Origin of the sequence: Streptomyces sp. R21, assembly GCF_041051975.1 — a bacterium.
Classification (GTDB): Bacteria; Actinomycetota; Actinomycetes; order Streptomycetales; family Streptomycetaceae; genus Streptomyces.
In genome coordinates, this window is the sequence record NZ_CP163435.1 from 9,393,493 (window position 1) to 9,413,695 (window position 20,203).

Below are 20,203 nucleotides of genomic sequence, written 5' to 3' on the forward strand. Positions count from 1 at the left end.
TACCTCAGACGAGGTGAGTCCCGACTCCCGCTGACACCACCCGCGCCGCACCGGCCGCTTTGCCGTCCGGAGGCGGGAGCGTCGCCCCGCGCAGCATGTCGAGCACAGCGACGGGATCCGCGGGAGCCTGCCGGCCTCGCCAGCCGACGTGACCGTCCGGGCGCACGAGCACCAGCGGCCGCTCGTACAGCTCCGTGGCGGCCGGGTCGGCGAGGCGCAGCACCGTCATCGGCAGACCACGGCTGCGGGCGGCCTCCACCAGAGGCGTGGGGTCCGCGGAACCCGAGACCACGAGGGTGAATCCGCGCCCGAAGTGGTCGAGCACCGAACTACCGTCGGGCAGCCAGACGTGCGGTGCGCGGCAGCCGGGCCACGTCGACGGTACGTACTCGTCCGGCTCGTCGGGCGGCTCCGGACTGCCGTCCGGCACACAGATCGGGGAGCCGCTGTAGCGGTAGCCGAGCTGGACGCCCGTGCAGCGGAACTCCTTGGCCCGGGACCGGCGGATCTCCTCGCCCATCTCACGTCGGAGCCGTTCGCCTTCCGCGTCCATGCGGTCGAGCACTGGATCGGGGGCGAGCTGCGCGTCGGCCTTCCAGTTGCTGGAGGCTTCCGTGACGTTGCGGACGGCGATCGGCCGCCGCTCCTGTTCGTAGCTGTCCAGGAGCGCCGGGCCTCCCCATCCTTGGAGGGTCGCGGCGAGCTTCCAGCCGAGGTCCACGGCGTCACCGATCCCGGTGTTGGCGCCGAAGCCCCCCTTGGGCCACAGCAGGTGCGCCGCGTCGCCCGCGAGGAACACCCGCCCCTCACGGTAGGTACGGGCTACGACGCAGTGTCCGCTCCAGGGCTGCGCTGCGAGGATCTCCACGTCGATCGGCGCACCGGCGGCCTCGCGTATCCAGGCGACCGCGTCGTCGGGGTCGGGCTCCTCGTCCAGGTAGACCGAGAGCCGCCATTCGTCCACGCCGTTGACGACCGTGATGTAGGGCCTGCGCGCCGACGACAGGGTGTGGATCTGCACCGCGGGACCGCCCAGCCGCTCCCGCAGCAGGTCCAGTAGCTGCGGCGCACGGAAGTGCACAGCGAAGTTGTGCCCCTGGGCGAACATGCCCTCGAACTCGATGCCGAGGGCCCGACGTATGCCGCTGCGGCCTCCGTCACAGGCCACCAGGTACGTGCCGGTCAGCGTCTCGGTGGCACCGCTCGCCACGTCGCGCACCACGGCCAGGACACCCTCGGAGTCCTGCTCCATCGTCTCCAGGCGGGTGCCGTACCTGAACTCGACTCCTGGCAGTTCACCGGCCGTGCGTGCGAGCAACGGCACGAAGGAGAACTTGGAAAGGAACGCGGGACCTTCCGGCGTCAGCGGGGTGTACACCCCCGAAGACCGGTTGGTGACCCCGTAGTCGAAGTCGGTGAGGACGCGTCCCGTGGCGGAGGTGGCGAACACCGTGCGGTGCGGGTAGTCCGGTGCCGGTGCCGACTCCGCGCGTGCCTCTTCTGCGCAACCCCAGCGGCGCAGGTGTTCCATGGTGCGTGAAAATATCGCCTCGCCTGCTGGAAAGGGCACGCGGCCGTCGCCCTGATCGATCACGGTGACCGGTACGCCGCGCCACCCCAACTCGGTCGCGAGTGCGAGGCCCACAGGCCCTGCTCCTACGACTAGGACGCGCCGAGATCCGGCTCTCTCGTGCTGGTCAGACATAGAAGATCTGCCTTCCTGAGCGAGGGTCGGACCGCTCATGATCCCAACTCTTGAACCGGGGTCAGAATTACACGCGCATGTCGTTGTACGGAAGACCTGGAAAAACACAAGACTTATGACTGATCGTGTGCGGTGCTACGCTCGTCTCGGGTTCAAGAGACAGGGAACGTCATGGTGACTCCTGCTGATCAACACGATGCCGGGAGCCACTGCCTGGTTCTGGATGTCGGATACCACCACGACATCGACAGGCGCCTACGTCCTGGACCGCGTCCGCGACACGACCCACCAGTTCCGCGGTACCGGCGGCGAGTGGGCATCACGCGCCGCACCGGAACCCCGGCCTGCGTCGGCCACGAACGGCGCCCCCACCACACGATTCCGGCAGGCCACGGAGGACATGTCGACATGAGTACGGAAGCCAAGAACAGCTTCGGCGGCGGAGACCCGTGGGGGTACATCCAGCCGTGGGACGAGGAGCGTTTCGGTCCGGAGATCCACGACATCGACCAGCGGGTGAAATGGGAAATGGCCATGGCCATCGCCGGTGGCCTGCCGTACATCTGGCAGGAGCTGGCCCGGCCGATCTCCGAGATCGTCTACGGTCTCCTCGAACTCCGTGCCGGAGACCGGGTTCTGCTCATCGGTGAGGGCATCGCGCCGTCCGGGTGGGTCGAGGACATGCGGGCCCTGGTGGGACCGGAGGGCGTCATCGACACCGTGGAGATCATCAAGGACGGACGAAACGCCGTCCTGGGCAAGATCCCCGGCCGGAACGGCCAGGTCGGCTGCTGGCGCTGGTCGTATACGGATTCGGTGGACGACGAGGCATACGACTGTGTCGCCGTGCTGCAGGCGACACAGCACTGTGACGACTGGCCCGAGACGGCCGCGGACCTGCTGCGGGTGATGAAGCCCGGCCGGCGCATCGTGCTGGCCGAAGCGGTCTTGAAGGGAGCGACGTTCTACTCCCGTATCGACTCCGACGTCCACCTTCGCCAGTGGTTCGACAAACTCTTCGGGCACGTCCCCGCGGACGACATCCCCTACTACTCCGGAGAGCAGATCCGCGAGGCGTTCGGGGACAAGGTCGACAGCCCCCAGCTGATGGAATGGAAGGGCATCGAGATGTACTGGGGCCGAAAGAGGTGACCACCCAAGGACAAGTACCCAAAGACAAGGAGGTCCCCGTGAGCGTCGTTGAAGACGTCATGGTCCTGGGCTCCGACCATCCGTTGCGCAGTATCGTCCGCGACGAGCACCTGCTTCTCTCGCCGCCGCATCCCCCGAAGGTGCCCGTCAAACTGTGGCAGGAGCACCCGCCACTGACCGTGGTGCACTACCCGCAGCAGTACGAGCCGGAGGCATTCGCCCCTCCGCGCGGCGTCTACGAGAACGACGAGATCCGCGTCGAGTGGCAGAAACTCGACGGCCGGCAGCCGTTCTACCACCGCAACTGCGACGTCGACGAGATCTCCTACCAGATCGGCGGCGAGCGGACCCTGATGTCCGAACTCGGCGTGATCGAGTTCCAGCCCGGCGAGTTCTCCCGTATCCCGCGCGGCGTCGCCCACGACAACTACGGCCGTGAGGACAGCCACCTGCTGTTCTACATCCCCGCACCGGTCAGCGAACTGGCGCCGGCTCAGCGGGAGTCCGGGGCCGTGTTCCCGCCGTTCCCCGGCTGGCAGCCCGGCGAGGCCAACGAGGCGATCACTCAGTGCATGGCCGCGCTCGGCCACGACATCACCGTCTTCGCGGTCGACGAACAGTTCCTGCTCGAGCAGGTGCACCAGGAGGACCTGCGGATGTCGGTGCTGCGGGCCGATCCCGGTCAGGACGTCACCTGGCTGTACACGACGGATCGCATCCGCCTCGGCATGGTCACCACGATTCCTGGCGGACCGCGCCGCTACCGGCGCACCCTCGACGCCGACGAGATCCAGTACCAGGCCCATGGCCACCGCACGCTGATCACCCAGCGGGGCGTCGTAGACCTCGAGCCGGGCGACTTCGTGCGCATCCCGCTCGGCATCTCCCACACCAGCGTCGTGACCGAGCCCGGTGACTACGTCAGTCTCCTCTCGCACCAGGAACTGCCCCAGGTCGCCGAGACCACGCGTACGGCGGACGCCTATACCCCCGAACGGTTCCCGAGCCTCACCGTGGAGGTCCGCTGATGGCCACGATGCTTGCCCTGCGAGCGCACCAGGGCGCGGAAGCACTCGTCCTGGACGAGATGCCCGTCCCCGAGCCGGGTCCGCTCGATGTGGTCGTGAAGGTCGCCTCCGCCGGCCTGGCGCCGGGCATCATGCGCCTGCTTCGGATGGGAGCGCTCAAGTACCTGCCCACCACACTTGGCCATGAGGCCGCAGGCGTCATCTCCGCCGTCGGCCGCGACGTCACGGGCCACGCGGTCGGCGACCGGGTGCGGGTCCACCCCCTGCTGAACTGCCGTGAGTGCGACTACTGCCGTACCGACCGGGACATGATGTGCGCCCAGCAGGCCATGCTCGGCCACGCCGCCTTCGGCGATGCTTCGATGCCCCTGTACGAGCAATACCACGACGGCGGACTCGCGGAGTACGTCCGCGTCCCGCACTGGCTGATCGATTCCCTGCCGGACTCCGTCGGCTTCGACGTCGCGGCCAAGGTCCAGGATCTGGCCAACGCCGTGCGCGCACTCAAGTGCGCCGACCTTCCGGAGCGGGCCACTCTCGTGGTGACCGCCGCGACCGGAACCATGGGAACCGCGACGGTCAAACTCGCGGAGCACTTCGGAGTCGCCCGTCTGATCCTCGTCGGCCGCGACGCCGAGCGTCTCCATCGCGTCGCCGGGCTCGCCGGCGGCATAGCGGCCAGTGTCGTCGCACTCGACGAACTCCCTGAGAACTGGTCGACCGACGGCACTCTCACCCGCCGGCTGCGCGAGCTGGCACCCGAGGGCGCCCACGCCGTCATCGACTTCATCCCGGAGGGTCCCGCCCTCGGCCAGACCATGGCCGGCATGGCCACCGGCGGCACGCTCGTGCACATGGGCGGCAACTCCACCCCGCTGCCGCTGCTCCCCATCGCCCTGATGATGCACTGCTGGCGCTTCGTCGCCACTCGCGCCTGCACCCGCCAGGACACGACGGATGTCCTGCGTCTGCTCGAGACGGGCACCCTCACCGCCGACGAGCTCATCACCCATCGGTTCCCGCTCACCGAAGCGCTCAAGGCCATGGACGCGATGGAGCAACGGGTCGACGACCCCATGTGGATGACCGTGATCAACCCCTGACCTGACGCACGAGCGCGCGTCACGACTCGCGGAGTCGCCTCAGAACAGCGAGAGGAAGCCGGGAGAGTGTCCGAATCACAAGCCGTACGCAGCCAGGAGCCGCCCCTGATCGCGGTGATCGGGGCGGCCGGGCTCTGCGGTACGTACATGCTGGAGGCCGCGCTGCGAGCGCCGTTCCGGGTCCGGGCCGTGGTGCACGGCCCGGCAGGGCGGGAACGAGTGGCCGCCCTGGGCGTGGACGACATCGTCGACGCCGACCTGGAGAAGCCGGACACCGTCCGTCAGGCGCTGAAGAACGCGGACTTCGTGTTCATGATTCCGCCGGCGTTCCACCCGGAGGAGGACGTGCTCGCGATCAGGGCACTCGAGGCGGCTGAGCACGCGGGCGCCCGCCGGTTCGTGTACCTGTCCGTCCTCCACCCTCACACCCCCGGGCTGCGCCACCACCTGCGCAAGGCGAACGCCGAGGCCGCCGTGCGGGCCTCACGGCTGAACTGGACGATTCTCCAGCCCTCGATGTTCGCGCAGATAGTGCTGTCGACGTGGGGGAGAGCTCCGGCCGGCCCTGTCGCGGTGCCCTTCAACGTCGACAACGAGTTCTCGTTCATCGACTTGCGTGACCTCGGGGAAGCCGGCGTCAAGGTGCTTTCCGAGCAAGGGCACGACTCGGCGACGTACGAACTCGCGGGACCCGTCCTCACGTTGGCCGAGGCGGTGCGCGTGGCCGGGCGTGCACGAGGAGTGGATCTGGAGGCGCGGACGGTGCACTGGGCGGACGCACCCCTCCCGCCGGGAGTGGCCGACTCCCCGTCCCGGGCCTCGGACATGCGCGCCATGTGGCAGGACTATGACCGGCACGGCCTGCGCGGCAACAGCAACGTCCTGCGGATGCTGCTCGGCCGTGAACCCGCGTCCTTCGAGGAAGCGGCCACAGCGATCCGGAAGTGGGATCCGCTGGACGGCCAGGGTTAGTTCAGGGATCGAGTGTCGATGGCGAGGGCGTCGGGGTTCAGTTCTTCGACCAAACGGTGGAGCAGACGGTGAATGGCGTCCTTGTCATCCGGGGAGAGCGCCGAGGTCGTCTCTCGTTCGATCCGCCTCGCGATCGACGTGGCACGAGCGGCCGCCGCGCCTCCCTCGGCGGTCGCGAACAGGCGCATGCTGCGGCGGCTGGTCGGATGCGGCTCCCGTCGCAGCAGTCCTCGCTCGACGAGTTGGCTCACCGCGGCTCCCATGGACTGAGCCGTGATGCCGGAGCGGCGCGCGATTTCCGCCGCGGACACTCCCGGCGTCCAGAGGACCTGCTGCAGAGCGTTGTGCTGCGCCAATGTGAGGTCCTCGGCGCGCAGTGCCCGCTCCAATCGTCCGGCGATGATCTGGGAGAACTGCCAGGCGAGGTATCCGGTGGTGGGAAACGCGGCGTCGGTCACGGCCGCAGTCTACGAGTCGACGGCTGCGCGACGTGGTCCGCGGGCATCAAGCCAGAAGAGCACTACGGCGGCGACGAGGATCCACGCCAGCAGGACGACGACGCCCGCGGTGAGACCGTCGTTGTTGAAGTGGGACAAGCCTTGGACGGCTCGTACGCCGACTCCCACCGGGAGGATCTCCGAGAGCGGATGCAGCCAGCCCGGCAGGTAGGCGGTGGGCAGCGTGCCCCCGCTCGTGCTGTTGCCGAAGGTCAGCAGGACCACGGCGGCCAGCGACATCCCCGCGCGGCCGAAGAGGCGCATGAACACCATGGTCGCGCTTCCGACGGCCGCGGCCATCAGTGCGATGAGCCCCGCAATGCCCAGGAAGGGGCCCGGCAGTGCCGAGAAGCCCAGGCTGCCGGCCATCCCCGCCACGAGGACGCCGGCGAGGACGCTGAAAGAAGCCAGGCTGGCCAACCTCCACCGGTACTCCAGTCGCGGAGCCATCTGGTAGGTCATCATGCCGAACAGGAATCCGGCCAGCACGACGCCGAACCCGGCGTAGAACACCGACATGCCGCGGGTGTCGCCCGCCGAGGCGGGCACGACGTCCTGCACGGTCAGCCGGTCTCCGCCCGCCTTGGCGACACCTGAGAAGGCACCGGTGACCGTCGAGGTCACCGAAGGGCCGTTGGCTCCGGCATACAACAGCTCGGCGGACTTCCCGGGGCCGGTGACATAGGCGGCGTACACCTTTCGGTCCTGCAGCGCGTGGCGGGCCGCATTCGCGTCGGGGTAGCGCTTCACGTCGAATCCGCCGGGCAGCCCGCGCTCCAGCCCTCCGGCGATGTGTTCGAGCCGTTGGGTCGTCCCGACGACGGCGACCGGTAGGTCGTGAGGCCGCGGGGCGTGAAATGCAGCCAGGAACACGCTGACGAAGATCGAGCCGATGACCAGCACGATCGCGACGGGGAGCAGAACCCCCTTCGCTCCCGTGGCACCCTGCGGCGCTGGGGCGGTGTCCATCGCGTGGTGATGGTGCGTAGGGCGCGGCTCGGCGGACGTGGTCGGTGGCGTGGGCATGGGAGGGGCCCTCTCCATTTCTCTTTGTAAGGCACCTTCTAAGGTACCTTCTATTTGTATCATGGAAATATCAGGCACCTTACGTTTGGAGTTGCTGATGGGACGTCCTGACGCGCATCCGTCGACACGTATGGGCTACCTGGCGTGGCAGGTGGTGCACGTGATGGGGGCGCGTCCTTGAGAGAGCGTTGCGCTCGCTCGACCTCACGGCTGCCCAGCACAACGCTCTGCAGCACGTCGTCTGGACCCCGGGCATCTCCGCCGCGGAGATCGCGCGTCGGACCGGCTTCGCTCCCCAGTCCATGGGCGCCGCTGTCAACGCCCTGGTCGACCGTGGGCTGCTGGCTCGCCGCGAACACCCTTCGAGCCGCAGGACCCTACAACTGACCATCACCGACAGCGGGGCGAGGCTCGCCGAGCGGGCGCGGGGTGCGGTGGAACGTCTCGACGAGGAGGCGCTTGCGGTCCTCGCCCCCGCTGAGCGGGCAGTCGTACGATCCCTGCTGCTCCGCATGCTTGCCGAGCTCAATCCCGATGCTTTGCCGACGAGGGACCTGCGTGGTACGAGCTGAGCGCGCCGTGCCCACATTCGGGTGAGGGTCGGTCGGGTGACCACCGTCGGCACGACGGCCTGAGGCCGGGCATCGGCGGGTCTCGTGGAGCCCCGAGCACCTCGGCGCATTCCTTTGTCGGTCGGGGTGTCAGGGCAGGAGGAGTACTTTGCCGGTCTGCCGGTGGCTTTCGAGGTATGTGTGGGCTTCGGCCGCCTGTTCCAGGGGGTAGGCGCGGTCGATGATCGGGTTGATCTTTTTGTCTGCCAGGAGTTCGAGGCACAGTTGCTGGTCGCGCAGGGTGGCGCCGCGGACGCTGGCGATCCTCACTTGCTGGCCGATGAGGGCGAGTGCGTCCAGTTCGAGGCGGGATCCCTGGTCGGTCGGTGTGCCCAGGACGATGACCGTGCCGCCGAGGCGTGTGCAGGCGAGGGAGAGCTGGAAGAAGTCGTTGCCGCCGACGCAGTCCCAGACGGCGTCGGCGCCCAGGCCGCGTGTCAGCTCCCGCACGTGTGCGGGCAGTTGGGGATCGGTGGAGTGCACGATGTGGTCGTAGCCGAGCTTGCGGAGTGCTTCGTCGTGGTCTGGCTTGGTGGTGGTGCCGATGACGGTGGCTCCGCTCAGCTTGGCCAGTTGTGCGCAGGCGATCGCCATTCCGCCGCTGGCGCCGGTGATGACGACCGTGTCGCCGGGGCCGACGGGTGCTTGGCGTGCGCAGTTGAGCGGGGTGGTGTAGGTCCACATGGTGGCTGCGGCCGTCTCGTAGTCGACGCCGTCGGGGATGGGCAGGATGGCGTCCTGGCGGCGTGCGACGTACTGGGCGTATCCGCCGAAGACCTGGTGTCCGGGGTAGGCGGTGTCGATGCACAGGTTTTCGAGTCCGCGTAGGCACAGGGCGCAGTTGCGGCATGGCGGGTGCGGGAGCTGTACCGCCCTGTCGCCGGGGCGCCACCGGGTGACGTTTTCGCCGGTGGCGACGATTTCACCGGCCGCGTCCCTGCCGAGCTGGAACGGCAGGGGCCAGGTCGGGCGTCCCGGGAGAGGCTGCGGCAGGTTGCCCGAACGGTAGCGCAGGTCCCAGCTGTTGACGGCCGTGGCGTGCACGCGCAACAAGACGTCGTCGGGGCCGACATCGGGAATCGGTGCCTCTATGTACTTGAGCACCTCGGGCCCGCCGTGTTCGAACAGGCGGACGGCCATCATGGTCTGTTCCACTCTCACGTTCCTTCAGATCGTTACGCGGTTCATCGCAGGCCCGGCGCAGCCGCCGGCACCTCACCCGCCCTGGGAAGACCCTGCCCGAGCGGACCCCGGCCAGGCGGCTCATCCGTGGCGCACAGGTTGACAGACCGCGGGAGTTCTTGACTGCAAGTCATGAGATAGGGCCGAGCCCATCTGACTTCCTGTACTGGCCTTGACTGGAAAGTACCCTAGAACTAGCTTGGCTCCAGTTCAAGAGAGGGAAGTGGGCAGCAGCCTCACGTCACTCAGGAGCGCGCTGGAGCGGTGAGAGCCGACACCGCCGCTGCTCAGACGCTGATGGTCAGGGTGCATGCAGGGATGGACGTCAGCGACTCGCCGGGATAGCTGCCTGTCCTCGTTGGGGCTGGCCCCTGCCCAAGAGAGTGCACTCGGACCCGGTCGTCGGGCGCGGCCCGCCGATTCTGCGAGCCGACACCGCCCAGCCCACCCCCTGACTGCCGCCGTGCCTTCAACGGCTGCGGCTCGAAGGGCCATCAGCCCAATCGCGAACGACGCGCACCCTCGCGGAGCGCAACAGCCATTGGCAGGACCCTGGCAATCACCCGCGCGCCCTCGAGGGAGAGTGGACATGCCCGACGACCGTCCCATCCAAGCCGTGACTCAGCCCGCCGAGCCCCGCACCAAGCCTCCTGCCGAGGCCACCCGGCGAAGATTCATCGCCGCGACCGCCGCTGCTTCAGGAGCCGCCGTGGTCGGCGGTCTGGTCGCGGGGTCGCCCGCGCGGGCAGCCGAGGCCGCGCCCGGCAGCCGTGTCTCCACGGCGGTCGCCGGCGTCCAGGGAGCCGACCCCAAGCAGCCGACGCCGGGCCCGAAGACACGACCCGGGGGCGGCGACTCGAAACACCATCCACATACTTCGGAGGAAAAGATGCGCATCGTGGCCGTGGAAGAGGCGTTCTCCATTCCCGGAGCCATCCGGCAGGAGGAAGCGATCCGTCAGCACATGGCGGTGCCGGAGGCGATCAAGCAGGAGTGGTTCCGGCGCCTGGACGACGTGACCGACCTGCGGCTGGCGGACATGGACGCCAACGGCGTCGATGTCCAGGTCCTGTCGTATTCCACGCCGGGTGTGGAAGTGATCGAGGATCCGGCGGAGGCGGTGGCCGCCGCGCGGGGGATCAATGACTATCTGGCCAAGGCGGTCGCCGGACATCCGACCCGGTTCGCGGGCTTCGCCACCCTTCCGTTGCAGGATCCGAAGGCCGCGGTCGTGGAGCTGCGCCGGGCGGTGCAGGAGTTCGGGTTCAAGGGTGTGCTGTACAACGACCATGTGCGGGGGCACTACCTGGACGAGCCGCAGTTCAGGCCGGTATGGGCCGAACTGGAGCGCCTCGGTGTGCCGTTGTATCTGCATCCGGCTGTTGTTCCGGCCGACAACTGGCATGTCTTCGACGGGTACCCGGTGCTGGTGGGGCCGTCGTGGGGATGGACCGCGACGACGGGTGCCCATGCGCTCCGGCTGATCTACGGCGGAGTGTTCGACGAGTTCCCGCGTGCGTCGGTGATGTTGGGCCACATGGGCGAGCTGCTGCCGTTCCAGATGGCCCGGCTCGACAGCCGCTACGACCAGGTGCCCGCCGAGTACAGGGTGCAGCACCTGCCCTCGTACTACCTCCGGAACAACGTGTACGTCACCACCAGCGGAGTCATGTCGCATGCCGCGCTGCTGGGAGCCGTCCACGCCGTAGGTGTTGACCGGGTGCTGTTCTCCATCGACTACCCGTTCGAGTCCAGTGCTGCGGCAGTGGGATTCCTGCGCTCCGCACCGTACGCGCCGGCCGACCTCGCGAGCATCGCGCACGGCAACGCCGAGCGCGTTCTGGGACTGTGAGGAGCCACGATGCCGAAAGAGTGCGATGCGTGGAGTACGGGGGCGTCGTCGTACCAGCTGATGAACGTAGTTCGCGCGCAGCCGGTGAGCCGGCGGCGCGGGCCGGGGGCGCCCTGGTGAACAGCTGGAACTGGCGCCTCACCGGGATGACCTTCGCAGAGGTCGTACGACATGCCTCGAAGACGCTACGGCGCGCGCCACCATGCGGCTTGACGGTGGCGTGCGCCGCTGCTGTTCACAGTCCCTGGCCGATGTCCCGCGCGGTCGTGAGCAGAGGTTGGGACAGTTCGGCGAGCCTTGCGCGGGTGCAGCGGACGGACGGAGCCGCCACGACCACGGCGGCCACGGCGGCGCCCGTGCGGTCGCGTACACACGCGCCGACGGCGTGCACTCCGCGCTCACTCTCCTGAAGATTGAGGGCGTAGCCGTGACGGCGCACGGACACCAGCTCGTTCATCAGGCTCTCGAAGTCCTTGGGGGCTTTGGCCCGGTCCTCGGGGAGTCCGTTGGGATAGAGGGCCCGGAGCCGGTCAGCCGGCAGTGCCGCGAGCAGGGCCTTGCCGCCCGAGGTCGCATGAGCGGGCAGGAGCGTGCCGGTGCGGTAGCCGACACGCAGCGCCTGGGGGCCCTCCACGCCGTCGAGGAAGCGGCTGCCGTTGCCCTCGAGCACCATCAGGTGGGTCGTCTCCCGGACGGCGTCCGCCAGTCGTCGCAGGTGGGGATGGGCGATGGTGATCAGGTCCGGGGGAGGGGCCGGCTGGCTTCCCCTGATCGCCTGAAGCGCCGGCCCCGGCCGGTACACCTTGTGGCGGTCCTGCGCCGCGAAGCCCTCGAAGACCAGCATCGCGAGGATCCGGTGCGCGGTCGAGCGCGCGACGCCGAGCCGGTCCGCGACGTCCATCACCCGTAGCTCGTCGAGCTCGTGCAGCAGCCGGACGACGCGCAGGGCGTTGCCGGCGGCGCTCACCGGATACGAGGGGCTGGGCGAACCGTCCGATGAATTCTCCATAGAGGAATCCTACCCTTCGAGGATTCCGGTGAGGGGAAACATCGGCGTAGCGTCCTGAAACAGCGCCGAAAGATGCGCGCTTCTTCTGGCGGTCGCCGAACACACGACCTGGAGGTTGCCGTGACCGATACCACCAGCGAACAGACCGAGCGCAAGCTGCTCGACGAGCTGTACGCGGACTTCGAGAACGCGGGTCTGATCCCGTTGTGGACGCAGGTGGACGGCCTCATGCCGATGTCGCCGCAGCCCGCCGCGGTCCCGCACCTGTGGCGGTGGGCGGAGCTGCTGCCCATCGCCCAGCGCTCCGGAGAGCTCGTGCCGGTGGGCCGTGGCGGCGAGCGCCGCGCCATGGCCCTGTCCAACCCCGGTCTTCCGGGCCTTCCGTACGCCACTCCGACCCTGTGGACCGCGATCCAGTACTTGGGCCCGCGTGAGGTCGCCCCCTCGCACCGGCACAGCCAGGGAGCCTTCCGGTTCGTCGTCGAAGGCGAGGGCGTGTGGACCAACGTCGACGGGGACGCGGTCGCGATGCGGCGCGGTGACCTGCTGCTCACGCCGAGCTGGGCCTTCCACGAGCACCAGAACGTCACCGACGAGCCGATGGCCTGGCTCGACGGCCTCGACATCCCGCTCGTCTCCAAACTGGACGCCGGCTTCTTCGAGTTCGGCCCCGACGAGCTCTCCACCCGCGAAACCCCTGCGCGTTCGCGCGGCGAACGGCTGTGGGGGCAGCCCGGGCTGCGACCCATCAGTCGGCCCGACCAGTCCAACTCCCCGCTGAACGCATACCGCTGGGAGCACACCGACGCCGCCCTGAACGCCCAGCTGGAGCTGGAGGACGAAGGCGTACCCGGCGTGATCGAGCCCGGGCACGCCGGAGTCCGCTTCTCCAACCCCACCACCGGCAAGGACGCCCTGGTCACGATGCGCACCGAAATGCGCCGACTGCGGGCCGGCACACAGACCGTCCCGGTGCGCAGCGCCGGCTCCGCGATCTGGCAGGTGTTCGAGGGCGAGGCGGTCGCCCACGTCGGCGACAAGGTCTTCGAGATCGCCAAGGGGGACCTGTTCGTCGTCCCGTCCTGGTGCGAGGTCTCGCTGTCCGCCCGTACCCAGGTCGACCTCTTCCGTTTCAGCGACGAGCCCGTCTACGAGGCCCTGGGCCTCGCCCGTACCTCCCGAGGAGAACAGAAGTGAAGCTCGCCACGATCCGGGTCAACGGCAGCACGCGCGCGGTCCGCGTGGACGAGGACAAGGCCGTGGACCTCGGCGAGAGCGACCTGGTGGCCTTCCTGCGCCACAGTGACTGGGCGACGCGTGCCGCGGACGCCGACGGTGAGACCTACGAAGGCGTCCTGGACTACGCCCCCGTGGTCGTCGCGCCGGAGAAGGTCGTGTGCGTCGGTCTCAACTACCGCACCCACATTCTGGAGATGGGCCGCGAACTCCCTTCGCACCCCACCCTGTTCTCCAAGTTCGCGCGGGCGCTGGTCGGTGCGTACGACGAGGTGACCCTGCCCGCCGCGTCCACGCAGATGGACTGGGAAGCCGAACTCGGCGTCGTCATCGGTGCCGAGGTCCGGCACGCCGACACGGAGCAGGCACGGGCCGCGATCGCCGGGTACACCGTGCTCAACGATGTCACCGCCCGCGACTGGCAGTACCGCACGACCCAGTGGGACCAGGGCAAGACCTTCGAGGCCACCACCCCAATCGGACCGTGGCTGGTGACCGCCGACGACCCCGCGGTCTCCGCCAAGGGCCTGAGCCTGACCTGTGAGGTCGACGGTGACACCGTCCAGAAAGCCGACACCGGTGACCTTGTCTTCGACCCGGCCACACTGGTCGCGTACCTGTCCGAGATCGTCACGCTGGTGCCCGGCGACGTCATCGCCACCGGTACTCCGGGCGGGGTCGGCCATGCCCGCAAGCCTGCCCGTTATCTGCAGGACGGTTCGGTCCTCGTCACCCGGATCGAGGGAATCGGCGAGTCCCGCAACACCTGCCGCCGGGAGACTCGGTGAGCGCACGCCCGGCCACGATGCTGGAGCGGGCGGCCAAGGGCACGGCGGCCTTCGAAGCCGCCGTGCACCGGCTGACCGACCCGGGGTTCACCAGGCCCTCGTACCTGCCGGGCTGGAGCCGGGCGCACGTCCTCGCCCATGTCGCCCGCAACGCCGACGCGCTCGTCAACCTGCTGACCTGGGCGCGGACAGGTGTCGAGACGCCCATGTACGCAAGTGGCGACCAGCGGGCGCGCGAGATCGAGGAGGGCGCCCGGCGGACGGCCGAGGAGCTGCGTGCGGAGCTGCGCGCGGCCGACAGCCGGCTCGCCGAGGAACTCGCCGCGCTGCCCGACGAGTGCTGGGCGGCGACCGTCCGCACCGCGCGAGGGCGTGCGGTGCCCGCCTCTCAGGTGCCCTGGATGCGGGCGCGCGAGGTGTGGGTCCACGCCGTCGACCTGAACATCGACGCCAGCTTCGACGACGTCCCGCACGACGTGTGCGCGGCCCTCGTCGACGACGTGGCCGCATCTTTCCAGGGTCGACCGGACTGCCCCTCCGTCCGGCTGTGGTCCGAGGACGGTGCCCACACCTGGCTTCTGGGCGACTCGGCCGGCGCCGAGCCGGTCGTGGTCAGTGGTGACCTGCCCAGCCTGGCCGCCTATGTGACCGGGCGCCCCGTGCCCGGTCCCCTGTACCCGAGCGGCGGGGAATTCCTGCCGAAGCTGCCCGCGTGGCTGTGAGCACGAAGGAACGACAATGAAAGTTGCCTGCATCGGCGCAGGACCCGGAGGACTGTTCTTCGCCACACTGCTGAAGCGGAGCCTGCCCGGAGCCGAGGTCGTGGTCTTCGAACGCAACGGCCCCGACGACACGTTCGGCTTCGGAGTCGTCTTCTCCGACGCCACCCTCGACGCCATCGACGCCGCCGACCCCGTCCTCAGCGAGGCGCTGGACAAGCACGGCCGGCACTGGGACGACATCGAGGTCCGTGTGCACGGCGCCCGGGAGCGCGTCGGAGGAATGGGCATGGCGGCTGTCGTACGCAAGACGCTGCTCAGCCTGCTGCAGGAACGGGCCCGCGCCGAGGGCGTTCAGATGCGCTTCCAGCACGAGGTCCGCGATCCCGCCGAGCTGGACGACTTCGACCTGGTCGTGGTGTGCGACGGCGCCAACAGCCGCTTTCGCACCGTGTTCGCCGACGACTTCGGACCGACCGCGGAGGTGGCGAGCGCGAAGTTCATCTGGTTCGGCACCACCTACATGTTCGACGGGCTCACCTTCGTCCACCAGGACGGCCCCCACGGTGTCTTCGCCGCCCACGCCTATCCGATCGGCGACTCGCTGAGCACGTTCATCGTCGAGACCGACGCGGACTCCTGGGCCAGAGCCGGTCTCGACGCCTTCGATCCCTCGACCCCGCCGGGCACGAGCGACGAGAAGACCAAGAGCTACCTGGAAGACCTGTTCCGCGAGCAGATCGACGGCCACCCACTGGTCGGCAACAACTCACGCTGGGCCAACTTCGCGACACGCAGGGCCAGTTCGTGGCGACGGGGCAAGTGGGTACTGCTGGGCGACGCCGCGCACACCGCGCACTTCTCTGTCGGATCCGGCACCAAGATGGCCATGGAGGACGCGGTCGCGCTGGCCGAGGCGCTGGGGGAGGAGTCACACAGTGTGTCGGAGGCGCTCGACCTGTACGAGGAGCGCCGCCGCCCCAAGGTCGAAAGGATCCAGAACTCGGCGCGGCCCAGCCTGTCCTGGTGGGAACACTTCGGCCGCTACGTCCGCTCGTTCGACGATCCCACGCAGTTCGCCTTCCACTTCCTCACCCGCAGCATCCCGCGCGGCAAACTCGCCGTGCGCGACGCGGCATACGTGGACCGCGTCGACGGATGGTGGCGGCGACGCCACGAGGCGGGGCCCCTGGAGACCCCTTTCCATGCCGGGCCGTACCGCTTTCCCTCCCGCCGGGTGACGGTCCGCGACGACCTCCTGACCGGGACCGACGGCACCGGCATCCCGATGGTCCCCTTCAGCGGTCAGTCGTTCGGGGCGGGCGTGTGGATCGAGGCTCCGGCCACGGAGGAGGGGCTGCCGCTCGCGTTTGACCAGGTGCGTGAGACGGCAGAGGCAGGCGCCCCGCTCATCGGCGTACGCGGTGGTACGGCGCTGACCCGCGTGCTGGTCGCGGAGGAGGGCCGGCTCGCGCACAGCCTGCCCGCCGCGATCGTCGGCGCGTACGACGACGACACCGCGACCACGCTCGTGCTCTCCGGCCGGGCCGATCTCGTCGGAGGCACCAAGTGAGCACCCTGGACGCACTGTTCGCACCCCGAGCCATTGCCGTGCTGGGCGCATCGGCCACGCCGCGGAAGCTCGGCGCGGCGATGACCGACTCCTTGGACTCCTTCCCGGGGCCGGTGCTGAAGGTCAACTCCGGCCGCCCGGACCCCGACCGGGGCTTCTTCCCCACCGTCGGCGAGGCGGCAGCGGCCCACGACGTCACGCCGGATCTGATCGTCTCCTGCATTCCGGCGGCCGTGACCGCCGACGCCCTGCGCGAGGCGGCAGCCGCAGGGGTACGCGCCGCACTCGTCTGCGCCGGCGGGTTCGCAGAAGCCGGGAGTGATGGTGCGCTGCACCAGCAGGCGTTGGCCGAGGTGGTGCGGGACACCGGCATCCGTGTCCTCGGACCGAACACCTCGGGCTTCCTCGCCCCTCACCGACACCTCACCGCCAGTTTCGTACCGGGCGTCGCCGAGCTGGAACCGGGCCCGGTGGCGGTCGTGGCCGCGAGCGGCGGCGTGAACCACGCGCTGGCCTTCGCCCTGGCCGAGGCCGGTGTCGGCCTGCGCCTCGGGGTCGGGCTGGGCAACAGTCTGGACGTCACCCAGGCCGACGTTCTCGACCACCTCGCCGAGGACGACGGCGTACGGGCAGTCGCCCTGCACGTGGAGACCGCCGCGGAAGGCCGCCGCCTCACCGAGGCGGTACGACGCCTGACCGATCGTGTCCCCGTGGTGGCCCTGGTCGTGGGCCGCAGCGACATCGGCGACTTCGCCCGCTCCCACACCGGCGCCCTGGCCACCTCCTGGCGCGTGACCAGGACAGCCCTACGCCAGGCCGGAGCGGTCCTCGTCGACGACGAACGCGACCTCGTCGACGCCGTCACCGCGCTCAGCCGTATGCGGCTCCCCGCCAACGCACGCCCAGGCATCGGCCTGGTCACCGCACAGGCCGGACCCGGACTGCTGCTCACCGACGACCTGCGCTCCCACGGCGTCCAGGTTCCGCCGCTGGTCGAACGGACGGTGAAGGAGCTGCGCGAGTTGCTCCCGGCCCTCACGTACCTGAACAACCCCGTTGACACCGGCCGCCCTTCGCCCGTGCTCACGCAGGTGGTGGAGCGGGTCTCGGAGGACCCAGGCATCGACGTCACCGCCGTGTACGGGCTGCTGGAACCCACCGCCGTGGACCTCCCGGCCGCGCTGGCCGCCGCCCGTACGGCCACCCCGGTCGTCGCCGTCGTCGGCGGACCCGTGGAGCAGGCGCGGCAGGCTCGCCGGGAACTCGACGAAGCCGGCATCCCCTGCGCGGCCACGCCGGCCTCCGGAGCGGTCATGCTCCGCGCGCTCGTCGAGGACGCGGCAGCCCGCACGCGACTGGCGGCCGTCGTCACCGCCCCCGATGCACCCACCCTGCCCCCGCCGGGCCCGGTCGACGAGCACACCGCCAAGGGCGTCCTTGCGGACCTGGGCATCCGTACGCCCGTACGGCGCGTGTGCGCCGACCCCGCCGCAGCACACGCGGCTCTCGATGAGCTCGGCGGACCGGTCGTCGTGAAGATCCTCGACGCGGAGATCCTGCACAAGACGGAGGTCGGCGGGGTCCAGGTCGGCATCCGCACGCACCAGGAGCTCGACGAAGCACTCGCCCGCATGCCCGCAAGCCCCGCACTGCTGGTCGAACAGATGGCCCCCGCGGGACCCGAACTCATCGTCGGCGTGCGCCGCGACCCGGTCTTCGGCCCAGTGGTGGCTCTGGGCGCCGGCGGAACGGCCGCCGAAATCCTCGGTGACGTCACCCTGCGCCTCGCGCCCCTGTCCGCGAACGAGGCCCACGCGATGCTCGACGAGCTCGCCACCCGCCAGATGTTCCTCGGCGCGCGCGGTGCTACCTCGGTAGACCGAGCGCGACTCACCCACGTGCTGCTCGCGCTCGCCTCCCTAGCCGCCGACAACGCCGTGGCCGAGTGCGAGATCAACCCTTTGCGCGTCCTGCCCGGCGGCGATGTCGTCGCGCTCGACGCCGTACTGCTGCTGCGTGACCCCCGGGCTCAAGGAGGATCCGACGATGCGTGAGGGATTCGTGCCCTGGCCCAAGGAGGCGGCCGACCGCTACCGCGAGGCCGGGTACTGGCGTGGCAGGCCGCTCGGCTCATACCTCCACGACTGGGCCGAGACCTACGACGACACGGTGGCCGTCGTGGACGGCGACACACGCCTGACTTACCGTCAACTCGCCGACCGGGCGGACGGATTGGCATGCCGTCTGCTGGACAGTGGTCTCAACCCCGGTGACGCGATGCTCGTCCAGCTGCCCAACGGCTGGGAGTTCGTCACACTCACCCTTGCCTGTCTGCGGGCCGGAATCGCTCCCGTGATGGCGATGCCCGCCCACCGCGGTCACGAACTGCGCTACCTGGCCGCGCATGCCGAGGTCACGTCGATCGCCGTACCGGACCGACTCGGCGACTTCGACCACCAGGCCCTGGGGCGGGAGGTCGCCGAAGCCACCCCGAGCGTAAGGCTGTTGCTTGTCACGGGTGGCACGGTCGGCACCGACGCCACGGATCTGCGCGCCCTGGCCGAACCGGCCGACGACCCGGTCGCCGCACGGGCGCGGCTCGACCGGATCGCCCCGGACAGCGGCGACATCGCCGTCTTCCTGCTCTCCGGCGGCACGACCGGACTGCCGAAGCTCATCGCCCGCACCCATGACGACTACGAGTACAACGCGCGGCGCAGCGCCGAGGTCTGCGGCCTCGACTCCGACTCCGTCTACCTGGTGGCACTGCCCGCCGGACACAACTTCCCCCTGGCCTGCCCCGGCATCCTGGGCACTCTCATGAACGGCGGCAGGGTCGTCCTGGCCCGCACCCCGGAACCCGGCAAGGTGCTGCCGCTGATGGCCGCCGAGGGCGTGACGGCCACCGCCGCCGTGCCGGCCGTCGTCCAGCGCTGGATCGACGCGGTGGCCTCCGGCCGCCACCCCGCCCCGCCCGCACTACGGCTGTTGCAAGTGGGTGGCGCCCGCCTCGCGCCGGAGGTCGCCATCCGCGCCGAACCCGTGCTCGGCGGCACGCTCCAGCAGGTGTTCGGCATGGCAGAGGGACTGCTGAACTACACGCGCCCCGACGACCCCGACGACATCAAGATCGAGACGCAGGGGCGCCCCATGTGCCCGGACGACGAGATCCTCGTCGTCGACGCCTCCGACAACCCGGTCCCGCCCGGCGAGATGGGCGCCCTGCTCACCCGCGGCCCGTACACCCCACGGGGCTACTACCGGGCCGCCGAGCACAACGCCCGTGCGTTCACCCCCGACGGCTGGTACCGCACCGGTGACGTCGTCCGGCTGCACCCGTCGGGCAATCTCGTCGTCGAAGGACGAGACAAGGACCTCATCAACCGGGGTGGCGAGAAGATCTCCGCCGAGGAGGTCGAGAACCTCATCTACCGCCTGCCCGGTGTCGCCCGCGTCGCGGCCGTCGCGAAGGCCGACCCCGACCTGGGGGAGCGGGTGTGCGCGGTAGTGGTCGTCGAGCCGGGGACCCACTTGAGCCTCGAATCGGTCCGTGCAGCCCTCACCGCGATGCAGGTGGCGCGATACAAGCTTCCCGAAGACCTGCTGGTCGTGGACGAGTTGCCGCTGACGAAGGTCGGCAAGATCGACAAGAAGCGTCTGCGGGATGTCGTCCGTGGCAAGGCAGACTCGGTCGAGGCGGTGTGACGGCGCTTGCCGCCGCCATCACCGTCGACCCGGCAATATGCGTCC

General features: G+C 69.5%; 17 protein-coding genes. 12 read left to right on the top strand and 5 right to left on the bottom strand.

Features of this window, described 5'->3' with window-relative positions:
- Positions 1–4 precede the first annotated feature (4 nt).
- Positions 5–1,744, bottom strand: a complete 1,740-nt coding sequence (locus AB5J56_RS42120; RefSeq protein ID WP_369241281.1) for an FAD-dependent monooxygenase — start codon at positions 1,742–1,744, stop codon at positions 5–7.
- Between the two features lie 369 nt (positions 1,745–2,113).
- Here AB5J56_RS42120 and AB5J56_RS42125 point away from each other — a divergent pair, with 369 nt between their 5' ends.
- The 4 genes from AB5J56_RS42125 to AB5J56_RS42140 all read left to right on the top strand — a co-directional run bounded on the left by AB5J56_RS42125 (position 2,114) and on the right by AB5J56_RS42140 (position 5,960).
- Positions 2,114–2,857 carry a hypothetical protein gene (locus AB5J56_RS42125; RefSeq protein WP_369241283.1) on the top strand — a complete coding sequence of 248 codons (744 nt, stop codon included), beginning with the start codon at positions 2,114–2,116 and terminating at the stop codon, positions 2,855–2,857.
- 38 nt (positions 2,858–2,895) lie between these two features.
- Positions 2,896–3,885, top strand: coding sequence for a hypothetical protein (locus AB5J56_RS42130; RefSeq protein ID WP_369241285.1), 990 nt, complete (start codon positions 2,896–2,898; stop codon positions 3,883–3,885).
- Positions 3,885–4,988 (top strand): alcohol dehydrogenase catalytic domain-containing protein, encoded by a 1,104-nt coding sequence (locus tag AB5J56_RS42135; protein ID WP_369241287.1) that lies wholly within the window; start codon positions 3,885–3,887, stop codon positions 4,986–4,988. Before AB5J56_RS42130 ends, AB5J56_RS42135 begins: the two co-directional genes overlap by 1 nt.
- Positions 4,989–5,054: 66 nt before the next feature.
- Positions 5,055–5,960, top strand: a complete 906-nt coding sequence (locus AB5J56_RS42140; RefSeq protein WP_369241289.1) for an SDR family oxidoreductase — start codon at positions 5,055–5,057, stop codon at positions 5,958–5,960.
- On the opposite strand, the gene AB5J56_RS42145 is transcribed toward AB5J56_RS42140, so the two are convergent.
- Positions 5,957–6,418, bottom strand: a complete 462-nt coding sequence (locus AB5J56_RS42145) for a MarR family winged helix-turn-helix transcriptional regulator (protein WP_369241291.1) — start codon at positions 6,416–6,418, stop codon at positions 5,957–5,959. The genes AB5J56_RS42140 and AB5J56_RS42145 overlap by 4 nt on opposite strands.
- A 9-nt stretch (positions 6,419–6,427) precedes the next feature.
- A complete protein-coding gene (locus AB5J56_RS42150; RefSeq protein ID WP_369241293.1) occupies positions 6,428–7,426 on the bottom strand; it encodes an ABC transporter permease in 999 nt (332 codons plus the stop codon).
- Between the two features lie 245 nt (positions 7,427–7,671).
- On the opposite strand from AB5J56_RS42150, the gene AB5J56_RS42155 reads away from it, so the two are divergent.
- Positions 7,672–8,055 (top strand): MarR family winged helix-turn-helix transcriptional regulator, encoded by a 384-nt coding sequence (locus AB5J56_RS42155; RefSeq protein WP_369241295.1) that lies wholly within the window; start codon positions 7,672–7,674, stop codon positions 8,053–8,055.
- A gap of 129 nt (positions 8,056–8,184) precedes the next feature.
- On the opposite strand, the gene AB5J56_RS42160 is transcribed toward AB5J56_RS42155, so the two are convergent.
- The gene (locus tag AB5J56_RS42160; protein ID WP_369241297.1) at positions 8,185–9,249 is read right to left on the bottom strand and encodes a zinc-binding alcohol dehydrogenase family protein; all 1,065 of its coding nucleotides are present in this window, start codon (positions 9,247–9,249) and stop codon (positions 8,185–8,187) included.
- Between the two features lie 616 nt (positions 9,250–9,865).
- Here AB5J56_RS42160 and AB5J56_RS42165 point away from each other — a divergent pair.
- Positions 9,866–11,128, top strand: coding sequence for an amidohydrolase family protein (locus AB5J56_RS42165; RefSeq protein WP_369241299.1), 1,263 nt, complete (start codon positions 9,866–9,868; stop codon positions 11,126–11,128).
- A gap of 235 nt (positions 11,129–11,363) precedes the next feature.
- Here the strand turns inward: AB5J56_RS42165 and AB5J56_RS42170 are convergent, their stop codons facing one another.
- Positions 11,364–12,137: an IclR family transcriptional regulator gene (locus AB5J56_RS42170; RefSeq protein ID WP_369241301.1), complete on the bottom strand. Its 774-nt coding sequence runs from the start codon at positions 12,135–12,137 to the stop codon at positions 11,364–11,366.
- Positions 12,138–12,257: 120 nt separating this feature from the next.
- Here AB5J56_RS42170 and AB5J56_RS42175 point away from each other — a divergent pair, with 120 nt between their 5' ends.
- Genes AB5J56_RS42175 through AB5J56_RS42200 form a run of 6 tightly spaced genes read left to right on the top strand, consistent with a single transcriptional unit; the run spans position 12,258 to position 20,158 of the window.
- Positions 12,258–13,334, top strand: a complete 1,077-nt coding sequence (locus AB5J56_RS42175) for a cupin domain-containing protein (protein WP_369241303.1) — start codon at positions 12,258–12,260, stop codon at positions 13,332–13,334.
- On the top strand, positions 13,331–14,161 hold the full coding sequence (locus tag AB5J56_RS42180) for a fumarylacetoacetate hydrolase family protein (RefSeq protein WP_369241305.1): 831 nt from the start codon (positions 13,331–13,333) through the stop codon (positions 14,159–14,161). The genes AB5J56_RS42175 and AB5J56_RS42180 overlap by 4 nt, the downstream gene beginning before the upstream one ends.
- Positions 14,158–14,883 (top strand): maleylpyruvate isomerase family mycothiol-dependent enzyme, encoded by a 726-nt coding sequence (locus AB5J56_RS42185; protein ID WP_369241307.1) that lies wholly within the window; start codon positions 14,158–14,160, stop codon positions 14,881–14,883. The genes AB5J56_RS42180 and AB5J56_RS42185 overlap by 4 nt, the downstream gene beginning before the upstream one ends.
- Before the next feature lie 16 nt (positions 14,884–14,899).
- Positions 14,900–16,453, top strand: a complete 1,554-nt coding sequence (locus AB5J56_RS42190; protein WP_369241309.1) for an FAD-dependent monooxygenase — start codon at positions 14,900–14,902, stop codon at positions 16,451–16,453.
- Entirely contained in the window at positions 16,450–18,507 is a 2,058-nt protein-coding gene (locus AB5J56_RS42195; RefSeq protein WP_369241311.1) for an acetate--CoA ligase family protein, read from the top strand. The genes AB5J56_RS42190 and AB5J56_RS42195 overlap by 4 nt, the downstream gene beginning before the upstream one ends.
- A complete protein-coding gene (locus AB5J56_RS42200; protein ID WP_369241313.1) occupies positions 18,500–20,158 on the top strand; it encodes a (2,3-dihydroxybenzoyl)adenylate synthase in 1,659 nt (552 codons plus the stop codon). Before AB5J56_RS42195 ends, AB5J56_RS42200 begins: the two co-directional genes overlap by 8 nt.
- Positions 20,159–20,203 lie beyond the last annotated feature (45 nt).

Excerpts from the sequence above, each read along its gene's own strand:
- AB5J56_RS42135 (WP_369241287.1), top strand. The coding sequence starts at position 3,885 with ATGGCCACGATGCTTGCCCTGCGAGCGCACCAGGGCGCGGAAGCACTC.
- AB5J56_RS42125 (WP_369241283.1), top strand. The coding sequence starts at position 2,114 with ATGAGTACGGAAGCCAAGAACAGCTTCGGCGGCGGAGACCCGTGGGGG.
- AB5J56_RS42170 (WP_369241301.1), bottom strand. The coding sequence starts at position 12,137 with ATGGAGAATTCATCGGACGGTTCGCCCAGCCCCTCGTATCCGGTGAGC.
- AB5J56_RS42190 (WP_369241309.1), top strand. The coding sequence starts at position 14,900 with ATGAAAGTTGCCTGCATCGGCGCAGGACCCGGAGGACTGTTCTTCGCC.
- AB5J56_RS42120 (WP_369241281.1), bottom strand. The coding sequence starts at position 1,744 with ATGAGCGGTCCGACCCTCGCTCAGGAAGGCAGATCTTCTATGTCTGAC.
- AB5J56_RS42200 (WP_369241313.1), top strand. The coding sequence starts at position 18,500 with ATGCGTGAGGGATTCGTGCCCTGGCCCAAGGAGGCGGCCGACCGCTAC.
- AB5J56_RS42165 (WP_369241299.1), top strand. The coding sequence starts at position 9,866 with ATGCCCGACGACCGTCCCATCCAAGCCGTGACTCAGCCCGCCGAGCCC.
- AB5J56_RS42150 (WP_369241293.1), bottom strand. The coding sequence starts at position 7,426 with ATGGACACCGCCCCAGCGCCGCAGGGTGCCACGGGAGCGAAGGGGGTT.